The following is a 20659-nucleotide window of genomic DNA, read 5'->3' on the forward strand; positions in this document are numbered from 1 at the left end:
CGGTTACAGGTCCTTGCCGATGCGCGGGTCGATCAGGCCCTGCACCAGATCGACCGCGATATTGACGAGCGCGTAGATCACGCCGACGACCAGCGTCACGGCGAGCGTCGCGTTGAAATCGGCGGTCAGGATCGCGCCGACGAGATACGAGCCAAGGCCCGGCCAGTCGAAGATCGCCTCGACCACCACCGCGCCGGAGATGAAGCCGCCGAACAGCAGGCCGATCTGGTTGAGCGGCGAGACCAGCGAATTGCGCAGCGCGTAGGGCAGCACGATCCGCCAGCGCGGAAAGCCCACAGCGCGTTCATAGGTGATGTAGTCGTTCTGCAATGTCTCGAGCAGCGACGACCGGGTGAAGCGCGCCACCGTCGCAAGCCCGCCGAACGCCAGCGTCGCGCCGGGCAGCGCCAGATGCCGCAGGCTGGCCCAGAGCGTGGTGCCGTTCAGCGTCAGGATCGAATCCACTGTATAAAGCCCGGTGATCGCCATCGGCGGCGTCATGCCCGTCGGCAGCCGCCCACGCAGGGGCAGCCAGCCAAGGTCCATCGAAAAGACGAACTGCAGCATGATGGCCAGCCAGAAGCTGGCCATCGCCAGCCCGGCCACCGTCACCAGACGGATCAGGTGGTCGAACCAGCTGTTGTGCCAGACCGCCGCGGCAGTACCGATCGCGATGCCGCCGACCGCCGCGAAGATCAGGGCGACGAACGTCAGCTCCAGCGTCGCCGGCAGGCGCTGCAGGATATCCGCCCCGATCGCGCGGTTCGAATAAAGCGAGACGCCGAAATCCCCCTGCAGCACCTGTCCCAGATAGGACAGGAACTGCAGGACCACCGGCCGGTCCAGACCAAGGTCGGTCCGGATCGCGGCGATCTGCGCGGCGGTGGCGTTTTCACCGGCCAGGGCCGCCGCGGGATCGGTCGGCACCATGCGGATCATCACGAAGGTCAGCAGGAGCAGCCCCAGCAGAACGGGGATGACCAGCAAAAGCCTGCGGATCAGGAACAGGATCATCGGAACGTCTTCGCTTTGTTCAGGGGCCGGCTCAGTCGGTCAGCGACAGGGTGCGGAACTCTGCCCCGGAGCCGACGGGCGAGAAGTTGTAGCCCTTCACCTTGTCCGACATGCCCCGCATCTGGATCGTGTTGTAGATCCAGATGTCGGCGGCCTCGTCCACGACGATCCGGCTGGCGTCTTCGTAATCCGCCTGCCGCGCCGCCTGATCGGTGCTGGTGCGCGCCTTGCGCAGAAGCTCGTCGACCTTGGCATTCGTGTACCAGGACGACGCCTTCCAGGTGCCATGGAACTGCGAGTCGTACATCTGGCCGATCCAGTTTTCCGGGTCGACGAAATAGGTCGACACCCAATGGATCCACATGTCGGGCGTGGTGTCCTTCGACCCCATCGACCCGGTCAGGTTCGCCCAGGTGTCCGGCACGATCTCGATGTTCAGGCCCAGACCCATGGCTTCGGCCTGCAGCACCTGCGCGGCCTGCAGCGTCAGGTCAAGCTCGGACTGGGTGTGGATCTCCACCTTGCGGTCGATGGGCGCGCCTTCGGATTTCGCCAGATCGCAGGCGGCTTTGGCCTTGTCCAGATCGTAGGTGTAGCCCTTCAGATCGGCGGGCGAGCCCCAGAGCGTGGCCGGGATCGGGCCGGGATTGCGCTTGGCATGGCCCTGCATGATGACATCGATGAAGCCGTCATAGTTGAACGCATAGCTCAGGCAGCGCCGGAAATTCGCGTTGTCGAACGGCGGCTTGGCGTTGTTCATGCGGATCACCATGACGCGCATCGACTCGTCGGTCGCGACATGGGTGCCCTCGGCGCTTTCCACCCGCTCGACCTGATCGGAGGGCAGATAGCTGTCGGTCGCCTGCACTTCGCCGTTCAGCAGGGCGAGGATGCGGGTGCTGTTTTCCTTGATGAACCGCGCATGGACCGTGTCGATCGGGGCTGCATTGTCGGCCCAGCCGCGGAAGTGGTCGGCAAAGCGGGCCATATCCACCGTGTCCTGCGGGACGTAAGTCGCGGCGTCGAAGGTGTAGGCGCCCGAGCCTGCCTCGTTCGACGAGAGCCAGGCCGAACCCCAGTCGCCATTCACCTCGTGCGATTTCACCACATCGGCATTCAGGATCGACACCAGCGGCATCGCCGACAGGAACGGCGCATAGGGCGTGTCGAGCTTGAACTGCACGGTCAGCGGATCGGGCGCGGTGACGTTCTCGGGCTTCAGATAGGTCAGGAAGGCCGAGGCCGGGCCGCGCTTCAGGCCCAGAACGCGCTGGAAGCTGTAGACCACATCCTCGGCGGTCAGATCCGAGCCGTCGTGGAATTTGACGCCCTCGCGCAGCTTGAACTTCCAGGTCAAACCGTCGTCCGACACCTCATGGCCGGTGGCCAGCCAAGGCTCCAGCACCGGCGGGTTGCCTTGGTAGCGATACAGGTTGTCGTAGACATTGAGCATGTACATCTGCATCGGCACGTCGAAGACGACATGCGGATCCAGGCCCGAGGGCAGCGTGTCGGCCCAGACCATTTCGGTGGCGCTGGCCGCGCCGGTGGTCACGCCGAAGACGGCGGCAGTGGCAAGGGCGACGCTCGCGGCACCGGCAAGCAGGCGGTTGCGCAAGCTTTGCGAAAGGATCTTCGTCATCAGTCCAGCTTTCCCTGTTGTTGGTTTGGTCTGTCATCTGCGGCGGTTGATCCGCCGTCTGGTCAGCGCCCCATCTGACGATGCAGATCGTCGATCAGGGCGATGGAATCGGTCATCGTGTCCGCAACCCGGTTGCGGGCGCGGCGCAGCGCGGTCTCCAGCATCCAGCGCTCCTCTGCCTCGGGCAGGGTGGCAAGGTGCGGGATGTCATAGAGACAGGGGATCATCGTGGTCTGCGGCGTGTAGCCGTAGGGGTCCTGGCCATAGGTGCCCTTGACCGTGCTCTGCAGCGGCACCAGCAGGCGGCTCAGCCGCTTGAACGCCCGGTTGACCAGCCGCGCCGCATCCTCGTCGCCCTGCCCCGCGTCGAAGCCTACGCGGACCCGATCGGCCAGCACGTCCAGCCGTTCGGCCGCCGCCGCGAACTGCCGCGCCTTGCTCAGCGCCCCGTCCAGCCCCACCGCAGCGCCGGGCGCGGCCAGCTGTTCCAGCCGCTCGATGATCTGGCGCGCGACCTCGACATGGCTGAAGGGCAGCACCGGAGCGGTCAGAAGTTCGATCAGCCAGGCGGCGTAGATGTCGACATGGACCTGCATCCAGTCCCAGTCGAGCTTGTCCATCGTGTTATGCACCGAATGGTGCCACCAGCCGAGGCTCGCCATCGCCGTCCGCGCCATCTCTTCCTCGGAAATGGTGCCTTCGCCGTGGAACATCGGGATCCCGAGCCCGAAGAACGAGGAATCGCCGTTCTTCACCGCCCGTTCCCAGACCGCGGGGATGCCCTTCAGATGCTGCGCCTCGATCCGGCTGTGGAACTTGCGCAGTTCGGCATTCGACGCCGTCGCCCAATGGCCCAGGGTGTTCACGCAGGCGGGCTGGTCGATCTGAAGATAGGCCACGGCGTTTTCCCGAAGCCGGTCCCAGTTCCGGTCCGCGAACCACGCGGACCCCGCCATGGTCCCCGTCTCATGCGCGGTCCAGAAGCCGAAGACCGCGCCGCGACGCAGGTCGGCGCGGCTTTCCGCCACGATCCGCGCCAGCTCGATCGTGCAGGCCGAGCCTGCGGCATTGTCGGTGGCCTGCGCGCCGGGCCAGCTGTCCTGATGCCCGCCGACCAGCACGAAATCCTCGAACTCGGGACTTGCCTCGGGCGCCTTCACCTCGCCCACGGTGATCTGCACCGGGCGCCAGCCGTTCTCGACATGGGTGCGGAACCAGACCTGCACCGGGCCCGCCGCGCAATCGTCCTTCAGCTTCAGCCCCGCCACGCGCGAGATCCCGATGCAGGGGATCGTCGGCATCTCATCGCGGAACGTGTCGGGCGTGGGCGTGCCCCAGGCGGGCTTCACCGAACCGAAGGGCACCGCCTCGTTTTCCGGATGGCCCCAGTTCATCATGACCGCCCCTGCCGCCCCCATCAGCGCCGCGATCCGCTGCTTTTCATGGCGCGCAGGCGCATAGGAGAGTTCGGTCAGGATGATCTTGCCGCGAACATCCTTGCCCTCGTAATCGGCGAAGGCGCCCGAGCCGACATAGACCAGTTCGCCCTCGATGCCCTCGGGCAGGGTTTGCAGGCTGTGGCCCAGGGTGTTGGCCTGCACCCGCAGGTCCTGTGCCCCGCGCACGATGAAATCGGCATGGTCCGGGAAACTGACGATGGCGGGCAGGTCCTGAACCTCGGCCCCCGCCACACCGACGCGGATCAGCGCGTCGCGGCTGTATTCGGCCATCCGCCGCCCGTTTTCGGACCCCGCGGCGCGCGACGGGATCGTGGTGGTGATGGCTTCCACATCTTTGCGGATATTTTCAGCACTTGCCGGAACTTTCGGGGACATCGACGGCAGGCTCCGTATTTTTGTCAGACAGTCTGATTAACAGCTCATCAAACACTTGAAGCCCCTGTCAAGCTCTGTCGGAATGGCATCGACAGGGCGGACACCACGGCCAAGCAGGGAAAATCGGAATGAACGCAGATGAAGCGCGGATGATGAATTATCTGGCAGAGCATGAAGGTGAAGCCATCGACCTGCTGGAACGCATCGTCAATATCGACAGCGGGTCCTACGACAAGGCCGGCGTCGATGCCGTGGGCGAGGCGATCATGGGCTTTGTCGCGGCACAGGGCATCCAGACCGGCCGCGAGGCGCTGGACACGGCCGGCGACGCCTTCACCGCCCGCCTGCCCGGTACGACGAATGGCGCGCATCTGCTGCTGATGGGCCATCGCGACACCGTGTTCAAGACGGGCGAAGCCAAGGTCCGGCCCTATACGGTGAAGGATGGCCGCGCCTACGGACCCGGCGTCGCCGACATGAAGGCGGGCCTCGCGATGAACGCGCTGGTGATGACTGCGTTCGCGAAACTCGGCCTGCCGCATCCGCCGCTCGTCATGCTGGTGACCGGGGACGAAGAGATCGGCACCCCGGCCAGCCGCCCCGCCATCGAAGCCGCCGCGCGGGGTGCCCGCGCCGTGTTCAACGCCGAACCGGGCCGGGTCAGCGGCAATGTCGTCACCGGCCGGCGCGGCGGCATCTTCTTCCGCGCGGCCTTCACCGGCCGCGCCGCCCATGCCGGCCTCGATTATGAATACGGCCGCAGCGCCATCCTTGCGCTTGCGCGCAAGATCGAGGCCTGGACGGCGCTGACCACCAAGGATCCGGACGTGTCGGTGAACGTGGGACTGGTTTCGGGCGGGCTGTCGGTCAACACCGTGGCCCCCGTGGCGGCCTGCGAGATCGACCTGCGCTATGGCAATCCCGCCGACCGCGACGGGCTGATCGCCAAGATCATGGCCGTCGCAGCCGAAATCAGTGTCGAAGACACCACCTGCACGGTCGAGATCATCGGGGAATTCCTGCCCGTGGTCACGACCCCGGAACAGGACACGGTGCTGGCGCTCTACACCGGTGCCGCCGCGCAAGCCGGCCTGACGCTGACCGGCGAATTCACCCGCTCTTGCGCCGACAGCGGCATCACCGCGGCGCTCGGGGTCCCCACGATCTGCGCCACCGGCCCGGTTGGCGGGCGCGCGCACAGCGACGAGGAATATCTGGAACTGACGACCTTCCTGCCCCGCGCGCAGGCGCTGGCGCTTTCGATCCTGCGCCTTGCCGAGGGCCCCGACGCGTGATGCGCGCCCATGTCTATCATACCTTCGGTGCCGCGGCGGATGTGCTGCGGGCCGAAGATCGCCCCAGACCAAGCCCCGAACGCGGCGAGGTTCTGGTGCGCCTGCGCACTTCGGGCCTGAACCCGCATGACACCAAGCGCCGCTCCGGCTGGCTGGGCGGCGCGGTGCGCGCCGGCGGCCAGATCCCGCACAGCGACGGCGCGGGGGACATCGCGGGCCTCGGCCCCGACGTGACCGGGCGCGCCATCGGTCAGCGGGTGATGGTCTTCGGCGCGGGCCATGGCCGGATCGGGGGCACAGCCGCCGATTACGTCTCTGTCCCCGCCCAATTCACCATTCCCCTGCCTGCGACCTGCAGTTTCGAACAGGCCGCAGCGCTTGGCGTTCCGGCGATCACCGCCGCCCACGCCGTCCTGTCGGGCGGACCCGTGGCCGATCGCTGGGTCCTGATCCACGGCGGGCTTGGCGCCGTCGGCCGCGCGGCGGTCGACATCGCGGTCTGGTCCGGGGCGCGCGTGATCGCCACGCATGGCACTCCGGCGCGCGCCGGTGACCTAACGGCGCTTGGTGCCCACCACATCCTCGACCGGCACGCCTGCGACATCGCAGCCGAAGTGGCGCGGATCACCGGCGGCCATGGTGCGGATCTGATCGTCGATGTGGATTTCGGCGCGAATGTCGCGATCGACGCCGCCTGCATCGCGATCGGCGGCCGCATCGCGGCCTATTCCGCCACCTCGAACCGCACGCCGGTTCTGCCCTATTACGACTTTGCGCTGAAGGGGGCCGTGTTGCAGTTCGTGCAGGCGACGCTCCTGTCCCCCGAGGCCAGCCGGGCCGCGGCGGCCATCGTTTCCGCCCGGCTGGCGGCTGGCGGGCTGCAGCCGTCGATCGGACATGCGCTGCCCCTGTCAGAGATTGCCGAAGGCCACAGCCTGCTTGAAAGCGGGACGGCAAAGGGCAAGATCATCTTTGTCCTCGACTAGCCGCCGCCAGAGGGAAACCTTGCGAAATTTCCACCGATACGGTTTGACACGGCAAGTCACGCCCCGAGCCACGGGCGCAAGACGCGGAGCGGACAGGGCATGAGCATCAAGGCATTGAACACAGTCGGCCCGCCCGTCCTGGTGCGCCAGCAGGCCTTCGACAACCTGCGCAAAGCCATCATCTCGGGCGAGATCGCGGCGGGCACCCGGCTGATCGAGCGCGAGCTGTGCGAAGCACTCGGCATCAGTCGGGCCTCGGTGCGCGAGGTGATCCGACAACTTGAAGCTGAACGACTGGTCGATGTCGAGCCGCGCCGCGGCCCCGTCGTCTCGCGCCTGACGCTGGCACAGGCGCGCGAGATCTATGAGATGCGGGCCGTGTTCGAAAGCCGGATCGCCGAGGCCTTCACCCGTGCCGCGACGGATCAGGACATCGCCGACCTCAAGGCGATCCATCTGCGGATCCAGGCCGCGGCGAAATGCGACGACGTCCTGCCTTTGGTGACGCTGATGGTCGAGATGAGCAATCACATGGGCCGCGTCGCAGGGCTGGAGATCACGCTCGATCTGCTGAATTACCTTGGCGCGCGGATCAGCGCGCTGAGGGTCAAGTCGGTTTCGAAGGCGGGACGGATCGAAGAGAGCATGGGCGAGATCGCCGAGATCGTGCAAGCGATCACGGATCGCGATGCGGAAAAAGCCGCGCAGGCGACGACGGTCTACGTCAAGAACGCCGGGCGTGCGGCGCTCGAACAACTGCTCTGATCCAGATGCGGCACCTGGGCGATCGAACTGTCCGCAGCCTGCGCCACACCCATGCGATCCGCTTGGTCTACTGGCGGTGACCTGCTCTCCGGAACGGCCGCCTTGGCGTTGCTGCACTTATTGGTGAGACGGATTCACGTTGTGGATGTGAGTCTCAGCTTCGGTCCATGCCGAAGCCTTCCTCGCCCCGTTATCGCGCGACGAACTGGTCAGACGACAATGCGGCTCTGCGCCGCCACGGGTCGCTCTTGATCCGGTTCGACCCGGCGATGACTTGGCTCGCAGCCACGACGGGCGGACGCGGTCATGCTGAGACCTTCTCCGAAGGCGCGATTCAGACTTGCCTGACGCTGAAGGTGTTGGTCGGCCTGCCTCTGGCGAACGGGCTGGTTGCCAGCTTGATCGGGATGGCGGGGCTGGACTGGCCCGTGCCGGACTAAGAGGATCGCCCGGCCGTGCGCGCCGGAAACGACACCCTGCACGAAACGCGGCGCTTGGGACGAGCCAACTGGAAACGTTCGGTCGGCCACCACGTCCGAAGTCGGGTCGAGGCTCAAGGCCCTCGGCGAGCGCATCGCCATTATGAACCGATACGACACCCTCGGCGACGCCGAGATCACTGCCATGGGCCTGAGCGCAGAACGGGAAAGGAGCAGATCGGCATTCAGACAATCAGCGCACCAACGCGACGCGCAGGCCCGTGCCGGTCGTTCCCGGGCCCGCGCGCGGCCGTCGCGTTCATTGCATCAGGCCCGGGATCGCCAGCGAAAGCTGCGGGACCAGTGCCACCAGCGCAAGCACGGCCAGACAGATCGCGATCAGGGGCACGGCCTCGCGGATGACGCGTGTGACCGGCTCCCCGGAAATCGCCGAGGTGATGAACAGCAGGATGCCCACCGGCGGTGTCGCCATGCCGATCACGGTGTTGAGAACCACGACCATGCCGAACTGCACCGGGTCCATGCCGATCAGCGCCTGGAATTTCAACAGGATCGGCATGGTGAGGATCAGGATCGAGATCGGTTCGAGGAACATGCCGAGGATCAGGAGGAACAGGTTGAGCAGCAGCAGGATCATCCATGGATTGTCGGTGATGCTCAGCATGCCCTCGGCGATCATGGTCGGCACCTGTTCCAGCGTGAACACGAAGCTCACGATCGAGGCCATCGCGGTGATGAACATGATCGAGCTCGAGACCAGGGCGGTGGCGATCATCGCCTCCCAGATCCGGGTCGGCGTCAGGTCGCGATACAAAAGACCGATGATCAGCGCGTAACCGACCGCGACCGCCGCGGCCTCTGTCGGAGTGAAGATGCCGGCCTTGATGCCCACGAGGATGATCGCGGGAAGGATCAGCGCCGGCAGGGTGCGCCGGGTCTGCACCAACCGCTCGCGCGCGGACATCCTGTCGGTCACGGGAAAGCCGTCTCGGCGCGCGCGCCAGCTTGCGTACAGCAGCAGGCCGCAGGCGATGGCGATGCCGGGCAGCACGCCGGCCAGGAACAATTGCCCGATCGAGGCGCCGGACAGGACGCCGTAGATGATCATCGTGATCGAGGGCGGGATGATCGGTCCCATGATCGAGCTTACCGCGATCAGGGCGGCCGCGTAGGCCGGCGGCATCCCCTGGCGCGCCATGGACGGGATCAGGATCGAGCCGAGCGCCGATGCCTCTGCCGTGGCGCTGCCGGAGATGCCGGCGAAAAAGCCCGAGGAGAGGATCGACACCGAGGACATCCCCCCTCTCCGGTGGCCGACCATCGCGCGCGCGAAGGTGACGATGCGGTCGGTCACGCCGCCGACGTTCATCAGTGCGCCGGCGAGAAGGAAGAGCGGGATGGTCAGGAGCACGAACTGATCGACGCCGGCGATCATCCGTTGCGGCAGCATCAGCGCCATCATGCCGTTGCCCGAGGCATAGAGATAGGCGGTGCCCGCGATGCCCAGCGCAAGCGCGATCGGGACGCCCGAGGCCAGAAACCCCGCGAAAAGAAGAAAGAAGCTGGTCATCATGCCCCCTGATCGACGGCGTCGCGGGTCGGTGTGGCGCGGTTGTCGAGACATTGGCCGCGGAAGGTCGTCAGAAGGTCGGCGATGACGTGGATGCCCAGAAGGCCCAGCCCGACGGTCACCGAAATGTAGACCCAGCGGATCGACAGCCCGAGCGTCTTGCCGGCGATGGCGGTCCAGATGAAGTCGAGCGCCGGGATCGTCTGCCGATCGAAGCGCGAGGCGAAGTCGTAGCCATACCACGCCATCACCCCGAGGAAGCCCAGGATCGGCACCGCCATCACCGCGCGCAGGATCCAGCGCCACCGGGCATTCAGCGCGCCGGGCAGAAAATCGAGCGCGACGAACTCGCCCCGGGAATAGGTCAGCCCGAGGACGAGAAAGGTCTGCCAGATCAGCAGGTAGCGGCACAGCTCCTCGGCCCAGATCAGGCTGCCGCCAAGCGCGTAGCGGAAGAAGACCTGCACGAGCATGATGCCGACGATCAGAAGCATGCTCAGCCCGGCCAGCAGGCGGAGCATGCTCAGATAGGCGCGGACGAGACCGGAGAGAACTCGGCCAGTGGACTGCATTCGATGTGCCTCATGGGTCGTGGAAGCCCCCGAGGTTCATCTGCAGGGGCGACGTCAGGGAGCGGGCTGGTCAGCCCTGCTGGGCCACGGCACGGACCATCTCGGCAATGAGCGGGTCCTTCTCCGTCCAGGTTTCGGTCAGCGCCGCGACCCGTGCCTTCATCTCGGTCAGATCCTCGAGCTGCACGATCTCGACGCCCTTGCCCTTGAGCGTTTCGCGCCCTTCGAGGTCCTGGGTCTTGGCATAGTCCAGGGTTGCCGTGACCGAGCGGCGGCCGGCTTCGGTGACGGCGGCCTTCTCCTCGTCGTTGAGCGCGTCCCAGCTGCGTTGCGACATCAGCGTCGCCATGTGCCACGGATAGTGGCCCGTCAGCGTGAAGTGCTTGCCGACCTCCCAGAGGTTTTCACCCAGCATGGACGAGACGTTGATCTCGACGGCATCGATGACACCGGTTTCCAGCGCCCCGTAGACCTCGCCATAAGGCATGCCGACAGGCGCGGTGCCCATCGCTTCCCAGATCTGCTGGTGAAGCGGCACCGGGACGATCCGGGTCTTGAGGCCCGCGAAGGCCGCGACATTGGTGGCGGTGCTCTTGGTCGACAGGAAGTTCCGCTGCCCCGTGTCGGCGGTCGCCAGCCCCTTCAGCCCCGCGGGCGCAAGATCGTCGAGGATCTTCTGTCCGATCTCGCCCAGGGCAAGTTCGCCGAAATGGTCGTAGTCGCGCACCAGGAACGGCATCTGCCAGGCATTCATGCCCTGACGGCCGGTCACCAGCGGCACCAGCACCCCCGAGACGCTGACCAGGTCCATCATTCCCGCGACCGCCCCCTCGAGCAGCTGCTTGTCATCGCCAAGCTGCCGGTTGGGGAAGATCTGGACGTTGAAGGCGCCGGGCATCAGCTCTTCCAGAGCCTCGGCGAAGCTGGTGGACATCTTGTGGCCCGGATGCACCTCGTTCGCGGCATGGGCGAACCGCAGGGTCCGCCCGGAAGCCCGCGCCACCCAGGGCGTCGCGAGCATGATGCCGGCGGCCGCGCCGGATTGCAGAAGAAGGCGTCTGCTGATGGTCATTGGGTTCTCCTCCCAGAAAACAAGGTGGGTCGGTGTCGCCGGTCCCCCCGACCGTCACGCCACACCGACATTCCCGGTCGCCGATCTCAACCCTTCGGCGAGGGGACGGGGTAGTCCTCCGCATTCAGCACCCATCCCGCCTTGGCCGAGAAGTCTTCACGCGGGGGTCCGAAAATGTCGATCAGAAGGTTGCTCCCGGGCCCCGTCGCCCGCGTCGTGTGGATCACCGGCGGCGGGATCACGAGCATCGAGGGCGCGGGCATCTCCAGCGCGGCATCGGGCCGCCAGTCGGACATGTCGCTGGTCCAGCTCCACCGGAGATAATGGGTGAAGTCCCCGCTGAGCGCGAGCGATCCCTGCTCGAAATCGTCGTGATGGTGGGGCGACATCTTCGCCGGATCGCGCGGCCCCTCGAACGGGTCCAGAATGTTGATCATCAAGGTCGTGCAGCGGAAGATGCGTCCGAACCGGCCCGGCTCGGGCGCGACATCCAGCGAGTAGCTGCGCAGCTTCCAGCCTTCCGGCGGGTCGGGCCAGGGTGCGAACGGCGGGATGTGGTCGCGCGCCACGGCGTAGCCGCCGGCATTGCCGCACAGGGCCGCGAGGTCGGCACTCCGCGTGGAGAAGATGCGGACAAGGGTCCCCCCCCCGGGCATCTCGACACTGCTGTCGCCGGGCGGGACAAAGGCAAGCGAGAAGCCCGGGACCTCGGCGACGGTGCCCTCCCAGGTGATCCGCGCGCCCGCCTCCGGCAGCAGGACGGCATATTCGTCGACTTGACCGATCCGTTCGAAACGGCCGCCCGGCACGGCCTGGCTGTAGGCGACCAGAAAGTTGTGGCCCCGATGGAGCCAGCTTTCGCCGGCATCATCGACGATTTGCGGGGCGGTGCCCTGAAACTGGGCCGCCTGCGGTTCGGCCACGAGGCCAGTGCGCGATAGCATGTCGCCCGGTTTCGCAGCTGCCAGCGCCGCGCGCGGGTCTGTCTTGTCGTACATGGTCGAACCTCCCTCGAACGGCCTGCGCCGTTCGCCCTCCTCGTCCCGCCTCCTCGCGGCAGGACCTGCGGTGCACTCCACCGCGCCGCCGATATTCGTCCCGTTCAGCGGCACACGGTTTCTACAAACGGAACATACGGGCGTCTCGCCCAAGCTGTCAAGACGCTTCCCGTGAAGCGGCGCGACACGGGCTTCACGGACATGCGTGACATCGCGGGCCCGTGTTCCGGGCCCGTGTCGACGATGCGGGGATGGATGGCGATGACCGGTCAGGCCGGCGGGTAGATGCCCGAATAGCCCATGCGGATCGAGATCTTGCGGCCGGTGTCGAGGACCGCCTCGACATGCGCCGGATCAGGCACCTCGCCCATCACCTGGGTCAACTCGACCACGCCGCAGGTGCCGCAAACGGCGCCCGAGCCGTCGATGACCGGACAGGCCAGGGTGTTCAGTCCGAAGGCGGCCTGATTGGGGGCCACCGCCCAGCCGGACGCGCGAATGGCCGTGAACTCGCGGCCAAGCTGCACCGGGTCGGTGACCGTCGCGTCGGTGAAGGCCGTGAGCCTGCCCGAAAGCACCCGCTGGCGGAACGCGTCGGAGGAGAAGGCACTGGCGACCTTGCCCTGGGCCGAGCCGTGGAATGACAGCAGCGAGCCGACCCGCACCCCGATCTCGATCAGCGAGGGGCCGGGCACCGTGTCGATCACCAGCATGCCGTCCGGCGTCATCTGCGCCGCGACCGCCGAGCGCCCGACCCGGTCGCGCAGCTCCAGCAACGGATCATGCGCCGCGTGGATCAGGCCCGTGTTCTCAAGCACGGCCTGCCCCAGCGACACCAGGCGATGACCGATCTCGTAGCGCTCCGAATCCTCGTGCTGGAACACGTAGCCCTGCTGCACGAGCGTCTGAAGGTGGCGGTGGATCCGGCTCTTGGACGTGCCGAGCGCCGTGGCGAGGCTGGTGACCCCGACGCCGCGTCCCGTGCGGGCGACATGTTCCACGATCTGCATCGTCAAGGTTACCGATTGCAGACCTTCGGCGATCTTCCTGTCGTCTTCGGCCATTCGATCGCGCCTCCTTCATGGTGATCGACGCATACAGCGGCTCGCATTCCTCGTGCAACCGCGGCCGAGCGCGGCGAGCGAGGCCGAAACCCGCGACGAGTGGCTTGACTCCCGCCGGGCGTCACAAATAATCAGAACATGGTTCCGCTGATCGGGACAAGAGGTGATTTCCCTGACCCGCCATCCGGCAGCCGTCCTGGGATCGCCCTGATCGTCTGGGAGGACAGGATATGACAGCCGCCGACACGATGAACCGCCCCGATCCGGCGCAGATCGCCGAGATCCTGCAGGGAGCGGTCGATCCGCATGTCCACTCCGGCCCGTCGATCGCGCCGCGCGCGCTCGACCATCTCGATCTGGCACGGGATCTGTCGCAGGCGGGATTTGCGGCGGTCGTGACCAAGGACCACGACTATTCGGGCGTGACCTGCGCCGAACTCATCAGGGCGCACAATCCGGATCTTGCGACCCGCGTCTACTCGGGGATCGTGCTCAACAACGTCGTGGGCGGTCTCAATCCCTATGCCGTCGAACATACCGCGGCGATGGGGGGCAAGATCGTCTGGCTGCCGACGCTGGCGGCCGAGAACCATCTGAAATGGGAAAAAAGCTCGGGCTGGCAGCATCCCGCATCCACCCAGAAGATCAGACCGGCCTCGGCCGTCCCCCTGGCGGATGAACAGGGGCGGCTGCGGCCCGAACTTCTCGACATCCTCGATGTCTGCGCCTCGACGGGGCTGGCGCTGGCATCCGGCCACATCCACGTCTCGGAGACCAAGGTGGTCTTCGCCGAGGCGAAGCGGCGCGGGGTCGAGCGGCTGATCTTCACCCATCCCGAGGACATCGTCGGCGCCACGTTCGACGACACGCTCGAGATCGCGAACATGGGGGCCTATGTCGAGCATTCGCTGGCCTTCTTCCTTGAAGGGTCGAAGTTCCGGAACCGCTCGACGGAAGAACTCGGGGCGTTCATCGACCTGGTGGGGCCGGAACGCACGATCCTGTGCTCGGACCTCGGGCAGGTCGGAACGCTGACACCGCTGCAGGGCTTCCGGCAGGCGGTCGGCGACTGCCTCGGGCTCGGGTATGGCGCCGCGGCGATCAGATCCATGGTGGCGGGCAACGCGGCAGCGGTCATCGGCCTTGAGGACTGACGCGATGGGCACGACCGACGTCTACATTCTCGGGGCGGCGCGGACGCCGATCGGCAGTTTCGGCGGGGCGCTGGCGGGGTTCGGTCCCGATGTGCTGGGCAGGATCGCCGCGGCCGAGGCGATCGCGCGCGCGGGCGTCGCCGCCGCGGATATCGACAATGCCGTGGCCGGCAACGTCATCCCCACCTGCCCGCGCGACATGTATCTGGCGCGCGCGGTGGCGATCGACGCGGGGCTGCCGGCCAGTTCGCAGGGGTTGACGCTCAACCGCCTGTGCGGCTCGGGCGCGCAGGCCATCGCGACCGCCGCGACGATGATCCGCGCCGGGGAAAGCCGCATGTCTCTGGCCTTCGGGGCCGAGTCGATGAGCCGCGCCCCCTTCACCGCCCCGCAAGTCCGCACCGGCCGGAAAATGGGCGACGCGCTGCTGGTCGACTGGCTGACCGGGGCGCTGACCGATCCTTTCGGGTGTGGTGCAATGGGGATCACGGCCGAGACCGTCGCCGAGCGTCATGCGATCGAGCGGGAGGACCAGGATGCGTTCGCGGCGGAAAGCCAGGCCCGTGCCGGGCGCGCGCTGGCCGAGGGGCGGTTCCGCGAGCAGATCGTGCCCGTGAAGATCGAGAGCCGGCAGGGCGAGCAGTTCGTGAGCGAGGACGAATATCCCCGCCCGGGCACCACCGTCGAACAGCTGTCGGCGCTGCGCCCGGTGTTTCGTCGGGACGGGACCGTCACCGCCGGCAACGCCAGCGGGATCAACGACGGTGCGGCGGCACTGGTGCTGGCCAGCGCGGAGGCGGTCGAAGAACGAGGCGCGACCCCGCTCGGGCGACTTCTGTCCTGGGCCGTCGCGGGGGTTCCGCCAGAGGTGATGGGGCTGGGGCCCGTCGAGGCTGTGCCGCTCGCGCTTGCGCGGGCGGGGCTCGCCCTCGGGCAGATCGATGTCGTGGAGTCGAACGAGGCCTTCGCGGCGCAGGCCATCGCGGTCAACCGGTTGCTGGGGCTGGACCCGGCGCGGGTGAACCCGAACGGCGGCGCGATCGCCCTTGGTCATCCGCTGGGCGCGACCGGGGCCATCCTTGCCGTCAAGGCATTGTACGAGTTGCGGCGCACGGGTGGACGCTATGGGTTGGTGACGATGTGCATCGGCGGCGGCCAGGGGATCGCCCTGGTGATCGAGGCCATGGCCTGACGGTCTGAAGGGGAGAACGGACATGACGAAGACCCTGCGCCAGCGCGTGCTGGCAGGCGAACTGCTGGTCGGCTGCTTTCTCAAGACACCCGCGCCGCAGGTGGTCGAGATCCTCGGCCATGCCAGCCTCGACTTCGTGGTGATCGATCAGGAGCATGCGCCGATCGACATCGGTCAGATGGACATCCTGGCACTGGCCGGCAGGGCCGCGGGGCTGCCGCTGATCTCGCGGCGATGGGGCAGCGGCACGGACTGGATCGCCCCGCTTCTGGATCTCGGGTTGGACGGGGTGATGGTTCCGCATGTCGTCAGTGCAGACGCGGCAGAGGCCGTGTGCGACGCGGTGCGGTTCGCCCGTGGCAAGCGCGGCCTTTCGCCCTCGCCGCGGGCGGGCAATTACGGCGGGATGACCATCGCTGACTACCGTACCGCCAGCGATGCGCGCAGCCTCGCCGTCGTGCAGATCGAGGATGTCGAGGCGCTGGAGCATCTGGACGCGATCGCGGCGATCGCCGATGTCGACATGCTGTTCATCGGTCCCGCGGATCTGTCGCAATCCATGGGCGTAGCGTTCCCCTCGGCCGCGCTGGACGCAGAGATCGAGCGGATCATCGCGGCGGCGACGGCGGCGGGAAAGGCTGTCGGACTGTTCGTCGGGTCCGCCGAGCAGGTCGCCCCGTGGCACGCCAAGGGGGTTACCGTCTTCGTCTGCGGGTCGGATCAGTCGCTGCTGCGGCAAGGGGCGGCGCGGCTTGCGGCCGTGGCGCACGCGGGTTCTGCCACGACGGCGTGACGGCGCAGCCCGTACAACCGGACCTGGGCCGGGCGATGACGAGCCGCCATCGCCCCGCCGCCGCACGGGCTGGCCACCACGGCCGCTGCTTGGCAAGAGCTGTCGCAGCTCGTGCTCCAGTCGTCAGCGCGACGGGTAATCATGCCCGCGCTTCAGCGGCTTTGATCGTAGAAGGTTCTCGCGTCGCAAGCCGCGGAGACTTGGATGAAGAAAAGAGCCGTTTCACTGAGGCGCAGATCATGGCGGTGCTGCGTCCGACCGAGAGTGGCGGAGGCCGTGCCCGAGCTGTGCCGCGAGCACGGGGTCAGCACGGCCAGTTTTGACAAGTGGCGATCCAGGTATTGCGGCATGGACGCTTCGATGTTGAGCCAGATGAAGGCGCTCTAGGACGAGAACCGCCGGCTGAAGTGCATGTTCGCGGATCTCAGCATGCAGGCCGACCTGCTGAAGGAAACCTTGGAGGAAACGTAGCGCAGCCGGCTCAAAGCCGCAAAGTGGCCGTGAAGGCTGTGGCGACACGAGGGGTCAGCATCGCATTTGACCATATTCCTTCGACCAATGGCGGACATGGTCCCATCCTGTCGCGGCTTCGGCGTCAGCGAGACCCGCTTTCGCTACAGCCCGAAGCGCGACGAAGAGACCGAGACGATCGCGCACCTGCCGGTGGGCCTGACGCGAGCGCGCAGGAGCTTTGGGCTTTGCTTCCTCTGCCTGCGCAATGTCCAGGTGCATCCGTGGAACCATCCGTCGGGCATTGTCGCACTTAGTGCTGAGGCGCATTCAGGTCGTGGGGTTTGAGCGTTAGCCTAGGCCATGCCGATGCAGTCTTCCTTCGCCATCGCGCGACGACACGGTCCGACGACAATGCCGCTCTGCGCCGCCGCGGGTCGTTCTCGATCTGGTACGCACCGACGATGACCTGGCTCGCAGCCAAGACGGGTAATCCTGGTCATCCCGAGACCTTCTCTGACTGCGGGGAGCGGAAAACAGTTCGGGGGACTGCTTTCCCGACGCGAGCGATCTGAACTTGCCTCACGCTGAAGGTATCGCTCGGCCTGCCGCCACGGCAGGGTTTGCCAGCTGGGCTCGGATTGCGGTGCGGATCTTCTACCGCCGCACCTGAGCCCCCTTGAACCTGCTGGTAGACAGCAGTGGCATCAAGAACCGGAAGCGGTGGGTCGGCCACCACGTGCGAATTCGGGTCGAGGCGCAAATGAATCGCCCCAGGCCCTGCGCCGAACGCATCGTCTCCCCTGCCCCGGATCGACACACCGCAGAGATCCAGATCCGCATCGCTAGCATGAACAGACACTACACACTTGGCGCCACCGACATCACCGCTGTGGGCTGAACACAGAGCGGGAAAGGGGGAGATCTGCCCTCAGGCAATTAGCGCAATACAGCCGGTCAACGACGTCGAGTAGCTGGTTGCGACGTGCGCGAGGCTCGCTGCGCGCGCCAAGGCGAACCTCGCAGAGTGAACCACTTACTACTGACGGGTACGCATTCGTTTTCAATTAGCTATCCGAGACCCTCGAGCCCGCTCATGGTCAAGGGATGCCTCGACACTCCGCTTCCGATCAAGGCGCAACGCCTGTGCCCCGGTCTGGCGGACGAACATGGATGCATTGTCGCGGGACGGCTGCGGCTGACCCTGCGCGCCGTCGAAGAACGCCACCTCCTGCAACACCTCTTCGACGCGCTGGTTGAGCGTGAGGATCGCGGCATTCGTCTCTTCGGCCATGGCGGCATTCTGCTGAGTGGTACGGTCCAGATCCGCGACGGCGTTGTTCATCTCCTTCACGCCATTGGCCTGTTCGGACGCCGCGGAAGAGATCGCCTCCATCTTTCCGGTCACGCTGTCGACCCGTTGCATGATGTTCTGGAGCGCGCCGCCCGCGCGATTGACCATCGTCACGCCTTCGGCCACCCGCTTCTCCGAGGCGACCAGAAGCCCGCTGATCTCACGCGCCGCCCCGGCCGAGTTCTGTGCCAGGGCCCGGACTTCGGAGGCGACAACCGCGAAGCCGCGACCGGCCTCGCCCGCGCGCGCAGCCTCGACCCCCGCGTTCAGTGCCAGAAGGTTCGTCTGGAAGGCGATGTCGTCGATCACGCCGGCGATCGACGAGATCTGCCGCGACGCCTCGGCGATGGCAGTCATTGCCTGCACGGTCTGGTCCACGATCTCGGCCGAGGTCTTCGCCTCGCGGGCCGTCTCCTCGATCTCGGCACGCGCCGAATGCGTGAGCTCGGTGGTGCCCGAGATCGAGCCGCTCAGTTCCTCCAGCGCCGCCGCACTCTGTTCGAGGGTGGCCGCCTGCATCTCGGTGCGGCGCGAAAGTTCGGTGCTGCCGGCGGCGATCGCCTGGGCTTCCTGGCCCAGATCGGAGGCATTCGCCGCGACGGAGCCGATGATGTCGCGCAGTTTGCTGATCGTGCCGTTGAAGGCGATGCGCAGCTTTTCCAGCGGCCCGAGATCCGTCGTGATCTCTGCCCGCAGATCGCCCTGCGAGACCCGATCGAGCGCCGCACCGACCTCGGTCAGGGCGGTCTGGAAGATCGTGGTGTCGACCGCGAACTTCACGACCTTCACGACACGTCCGGAGGCGTCGCGGATCGGATTGTAGCTGGCCTCGATGAACACCACCCTGCCGTTCTTGCCGATGCGCTTGAACTCGCGGGCCTGCGGCACCCCGGCGCGCAGATCCTCCCAGAATTTCGCGTAATCCGGACTTCTGGCGTAGGCCTCGTCGACGAACATCACATGCTGCTTGCCCAGGATCTCGGCCTCGGAATAGCCCATTGTCTGGCAGAACCGGTCGTTGGCCCGCAGGATCTTGCCTTGCGCGTCGAACTCGATCACCGCCTGGACCATCTCGATCGACGCGAGCTTCGCGTCGCATTCGGCCTCGCGGTTCTTGTTGGCGGTGATGTCGAAAGCGTATTTGACAACCTTGAAGGGACAGCCCTCGGGGTCGAGCAGCGTTTCATAGGTCGCCTCGAGCCAGCAGATCTCGCCAGACTTGGTCCTGCGCCGGACCTGGCCGCTGAAAGAGGCGCCGGCGCCGAGGTCATTCCAGAACTTTGCGTAGTCCGGGCGATCCGCTTCGCCCGGCGGCATGAACATTCGATGATGCTTGCCGACGATTTCATCGAGGCGATAACCGGTGGCGTCGAGGAAATGGCTGTTGGCCGCCAGAATGGTCCCCTTGAGGTCGAATTCGATCACAGCCATGGTGCGCGACAGCGCGTCCACCTTGGATCGGTTGTCGCGTCGGCGCAGATGCATCGCCGTGATGTCGCTGGCGACGACCAGGACCTGGTGGGGTTTGCCGCCGGCCTCCAGCACCGGCAGGTAGCTGACATCGAACCACCGCTCCTCACCGGCCTTGTTGAGCCGCGGGCGAATGAATTGCGTGCTCTGGCCCTTGGCCAGATCCGCCCAGACCTTCTGATAGTCGACGTCCTTCTGGTCCTGAGGGCGCACGAGCAGCATGTAATCCATGCCCTTGAGTTCCTCGCGGGAATAGCCTGCGGCGGCCAGGAACTGGTCGTTGGCCTCGACGATCTTCCGGTCGAGGGTCAACTTGCAACAGATGTAGTTCCGTTCGACGGCTGCGAACCAGTCCGCGGGGTGGGGTGAGGGTCTCTTTCCGTGTCGCAGCCTGAATTTCGGAAACACCGTCGCACCTTCATCGGTTCGGAGACATCTCCTGCAACAAAGACGGATAAGGCTTTACGGCTGGCTAAAGCGGTGCGCATCGCCACTATCTCCTGTCCGCGGATCGCCTGGTCGCGGGAGGCGTTATCATTCTCATCCCTTCCGGGCCATGCCGGGTTTGTGGCCAAGCGGGACCGGACTAGGCATCGCTGGCTCGGGTCAGGCGCGCGGAGGTGCCGCAACAGTTCGCCCCGATGACCTGCCCTCGGCAACGTCTATCGATCTAAACTAGAGTTTGCTTCATCACGAGGGCGTTGTTGCGCTAATGCGGCCGCTCGGACCGGATCGAGTTGAGGATCTGCTGCAGGCTGGCCCAGATCAACTGTTCCGGGGCGATCGAGGGGCTGCCTTCCCTCACATTACGTCGATCGAACGCGCCATCCAGCGAACGAAGCGCGTTCGTAACGACAGACCGGATCCTGCGCAGCGGATGCCGTGCCGGGACGCGCTCCTCTAGGCTCAGGACTCATAGCCAGAAGAGGACGGTTGCGGCGAGAGCGATGGCCGAGAGGAAGACCTTCGGGCATCTGTCGTAGCGCGTCGCAA

Annotated in this window: 15 protein-coding genes and 4 pseudogenes; 9 read left to right on the forward strand and 10 right to left on the reverse strand. The window is 66.3% G+C overall.

All coding sequences use genetic code 11. The features are described from left to right. Positions 1-3: 3 nt before the first annotated feature. The 3 genes from V8J39_RS21755 to V8J39_RS21765 all read right to left on the reverse strand — a co-directional run bounded on the left by V8J39_RS21755 (position 4) and on the right by V8J39_RS21765 (position 4446). A complete protein-coding gene (locus V8J39_RS21755; RefSeq protein WP_336463078.1) occupies positions 4-1014 on the reverse strand; it encodes an ABC transporter permease in 1011 nt (336 codons plus the stop codon). A gap of 31 nt (positions 1015-1045) precedes the next feature. Continuing rightward, entirely contained in the window at positions 1046-2656 is a 1611-nt protein-coding gene (locus V8J39_RS21760; RefSeq protein ID WP_336463079.1) for an ABC transporter substrate-binding protein, read from the reverse strand. A gap of 62 nt (positions 2657-2718) precedes the next feature. After that, complete coding sequence (locus V8J39_RS21765; protein WP_336463080.1) at positions 2719-4446, reverse strand: M28 family peptidase; 1728 nt, start codon at positions 4444-4446, stop codon at positions 2719-2721. A gap of 173 nt (positions 4447-4619) precedes the next feature. Here V8J39_RS21765 and V8J39_RS21770 point away from each other — a divergent pair, with 173 nt between their 5' ends. From V8J39_RS21770 to V8J39_RS23595, 4 genes and pseudogenes are all read left to right on the forward strand, one after another. Further along, positions 4620-5786, forward strand: coding sequence for a M20 family metallopeptidase (locus tag V8J39_RS21770; protein WP_336463081.1), 1167 nt, complete (start codon positions 4620-4622; stop codon positions 5784-5786). After that, a complete protein-coding gene (locus V8J39_RS21775) occupies positions 5786-6772 on the forward strand; it encodes an NADPH:quinone reductase (protein ID WP_336463082.1) in 987 nt (328 codons plus the stop codon). The genes V8J39_RS21770 and V8J39_RS21775 overlap by 1 nt, the downstream gene beginning before the upstream one ends. Before the next feature lie 99 nt (positions 6773-6871). Further along, positions 6872-7537 carry a GntR family transcriptional regulator gene (locus tag V8J39_RS21780; protein ID WP_336463083.1) on the forward strand — a complete coding sequence of 222 codons (666 nt, stop codon included), beginning with the start codon at positions 6872-6874 and terminating at the stop codon, positions 7535-7537. Positions 7538-7704: 167 nt separating this feature from the next. After that, positions 7705-7974, forward strand: a pseudogene (locus V8J39_RS23595) (transposase); the annotation flags it as partial. A gap of 301 nt (positions 7975-8275) precedes the next feature. Here the strand turns inward: V8J39_RS23595 and V8J39_RS21790 are convergent. From V8J39_RS21790 to V8J39_RS21810, 5 genes are all read right to left on the reverse strand, one after another. Further along, the gene (locus tag V8J39_RS21790; RefSeq protein ID WP_336463084.1) at positions 8276-9547 is read right to left on the reverse strand and encodes a TRAP transporter large permease; all 1272 of its coding nucleotides are present in this window, start codon (positions 9545-9547) and stop codon (positions 8276-8278) included. After that, entirely contained in the window at positions 9547-10068 is a 522-nt protein-coding gene (locus V8J39_RS21795; RefSeq protein ID WP_336463085.1) for a TRAP transporter small permease, read from the reverse strand. Before V8J39_RS21795 ends, V8J39_RS21790 begins: the two co-directional genes overlap by 1 nt. Positions 10069-10189: 121 nt before the next feature. Next, positions 10190-11191, reverse strand: coding sequence for a TRAP transporter substrate-binding protein (locus V8J39_RS21800; RefSeq protein ID WP_336463086.1), 1002 nt, complete (start codon positions 11189-11191; stop codon positions 10190-10192). Between the two features lie 86 nt (positions 11192-11277). After that, a complete protein-coding gene (locus V8J39_RS21805) occupies positions 11278-12189 on the reverse strand; it encodes a hypothetical protein (protein WP_336463087.1) in 912 nt (303 codons plus the stop codon). Between the two features lie 269 nt (positions 12190-12458). Continuing rightward, a complete protein-coding gene (locus V8J39_RS21810) occupies positions 12459-13253 on the reverse strand; it encodes an IclR family transcriptional regulator (protein WP_336463088.1) in 795 nt (264 codons plus the stop codon). Positions 13254-13483: 230 nt separating this feature from the next. Here V8J39_RS21810 and V8J39_RS21815 point away from each other — a divergent pair, with 230 nt between their 5' ends. The 5 genes and pseudogenes from V8J39_RS21815 (at position 13484) to V8J39_RS21835 (ending at position 17743) form a co-directional block, all read left to right on the forward strand. Beyond that, positions 13484-14407 (forward strand): DUF6282 family protein, encoded by a 924-nt coding sequence (locus tag V8J39_RS21815; protein ID WP_336463089.1) that lies wholly within the window; start codon positions 13484-13486, stop codon positions 14405-14407. A 4-nt stretch (positions 14408-14411) separates the two neighbouring features. Beyond that, on the forward strand, positions 14412-15599 hold the full coding sequence (gene bktB / locus V8J39_RS21820; protein WP_336463090.1) for a beta-ketothiolase BktB: 1188 nt from the start codon (positions 14412-14414) through the stop codon (positions 15597-15599). Between the two features lie 22 nt (positions 15600-15621). Continuing rightward, positions 15622-16392: an HpcH/HpaI aldolase family protein gene (locus V8J39_RS21825; RefSeq protein ID WP_336463091.1), complete on the forward strand. Its 771-nt coding sequence runs from the start codon at positions 15622-15624 to the stop codon at positions 16390-16392. Positions 16393-16631: 239 nt separating this feature from the next. After that, positions 16632-17136, forward strand: a pseudogene (locus V8J39_RS21830) (transposase); the annotation flags it as partial. A 50-nt stretch (positions 17137-17186) separates the two neighbouring features. Then, positions 17187-17743 (forward strand): annotated as a pseudogene (locus V8J39_RS21835) (hypothetical protein). A 162-nt stretch (positions 17744-17905) separates the two neighbouring features. Here V8J39_RS21835 and V8J39_RS21840 read toward each other — a convergent pair. Then, the gene (locus V8J39_RS21840; RefSeq protein WP_336463092.1) at positions 17906-19978 is read right to left on the reverse strand and encodes a methyl-accepting chemotaxis protein; all 2073 of its coding nucleotides are present in this window, start codon (positions 19976-19978) and stop codon (positions 17906-17908) included. A 406-nt stretch (positions 19979-20384) separates the two neighbouring features. Then, positions 20385-20576: pseudogene (locus V8J39_RS21845) on the reverse strand (IS5/IS1182 family transposase); the annotation flags it as partial. Positions 20577-20659 lie beyond the last annotated feature (83 nt).

Source organism: Frigidibacter sp. MR17.24 (assembly GCF_037095655.1).
Lineage (GTDB): Bacteria > Pseudomonadota > Alphaproteobacteria > Rhodobacterales > Rhodobacteraceae > Frigidibacter.

Coding starts and splice junctions, on each gene's coding strand:
- V8J39_RS21805 (WP_336463087.1), bottom strand. CDS start 12,189: ATGTACGACAAGACAGACCCGCGCGCGGCGCTGGCAGCTGCGAAACCG.
- V8J39_RS21755 (WP_336463078.1), bottom strand. CDS start 1,014: ATGATCCTGTTCCTGATCCGCAGGCTTTTGCTGGTCATCCCCGTTCTG.
- V8J39_RS21770 (WP_336463081.1), top strand. CDS start 4,620: ATGAACGCAGATGAAGCGCGGATGATGAATTATCTGGCAGAGCATGAA.
- bktB (WP_336463090.1), top strand. CDS start 14,412: ATGGGCACGACCGACGTCTACATTCTCGGGGCGGCGCGGACGCCGATC.
- V8J39_RS21790 (WP_336463084.1), bottom strand. CDS start 9,547: ATGACCAGCTTCTTTCTTCTTTTCGCGGGGTTTCTGGCCTCGGGCGTC.
- V8J39_RS21815 (WP_336463089.1), top strand. CDS start 13,484: ATGACAGCCGCCGACACGATGAACCGCCCCGATCCGGCGCAGATCGCC.
- V8J39_RS21810 (WP_336463088.1), bottom strand. CDS start 13,253: ATGGCCGAAGACGACAGGAAGATCGCCGAAGGTCTGCAATCGGTAACC.
- V8J39_RS21800 (WP_336463086.1), bottom strand. CDS start 11,191: ATGACCATCAGCAGACGCCTTCTTCTGCAATCCGGCGCGGCCGCCGGC.
- V8J39_RS21825 (WP_336463091.1), top strand. CDS start 15,622: ATGACGAAGACCCTGCGCCAGCGCGTGCTGGCAGGCGAACTGCTGGTC.
- V8J39_RS21795 (WP_336463085.1), bottom strand. CDS start 10,068: ATGCTCCGCCTGCTGGCCGGGCTGAGCATGCTTCTGATCGTCGGCATC.
- V8J39_RS21780 (WP_336463083.1), top strand. CDS start 6,872: ATGAGCATCAAGGCATTGAACACAGTCGGCCCGCCCGTCCTGGTGCGC.
- V8J39_RS21760 (WP_336463079.1), bottom strand. CDS start 2,656: ATGACGAAGATCCTTTCGCAAAGCTTGCGCAACCGCCTGCTTGCCGGT.
- V8J39_RS21775 (WP_336463082.1), top strand. CDS start 5,786: ATGCGCGCCCATGTCTATCATACCTTCGGTGCCGCGGCGGATGTGCTG.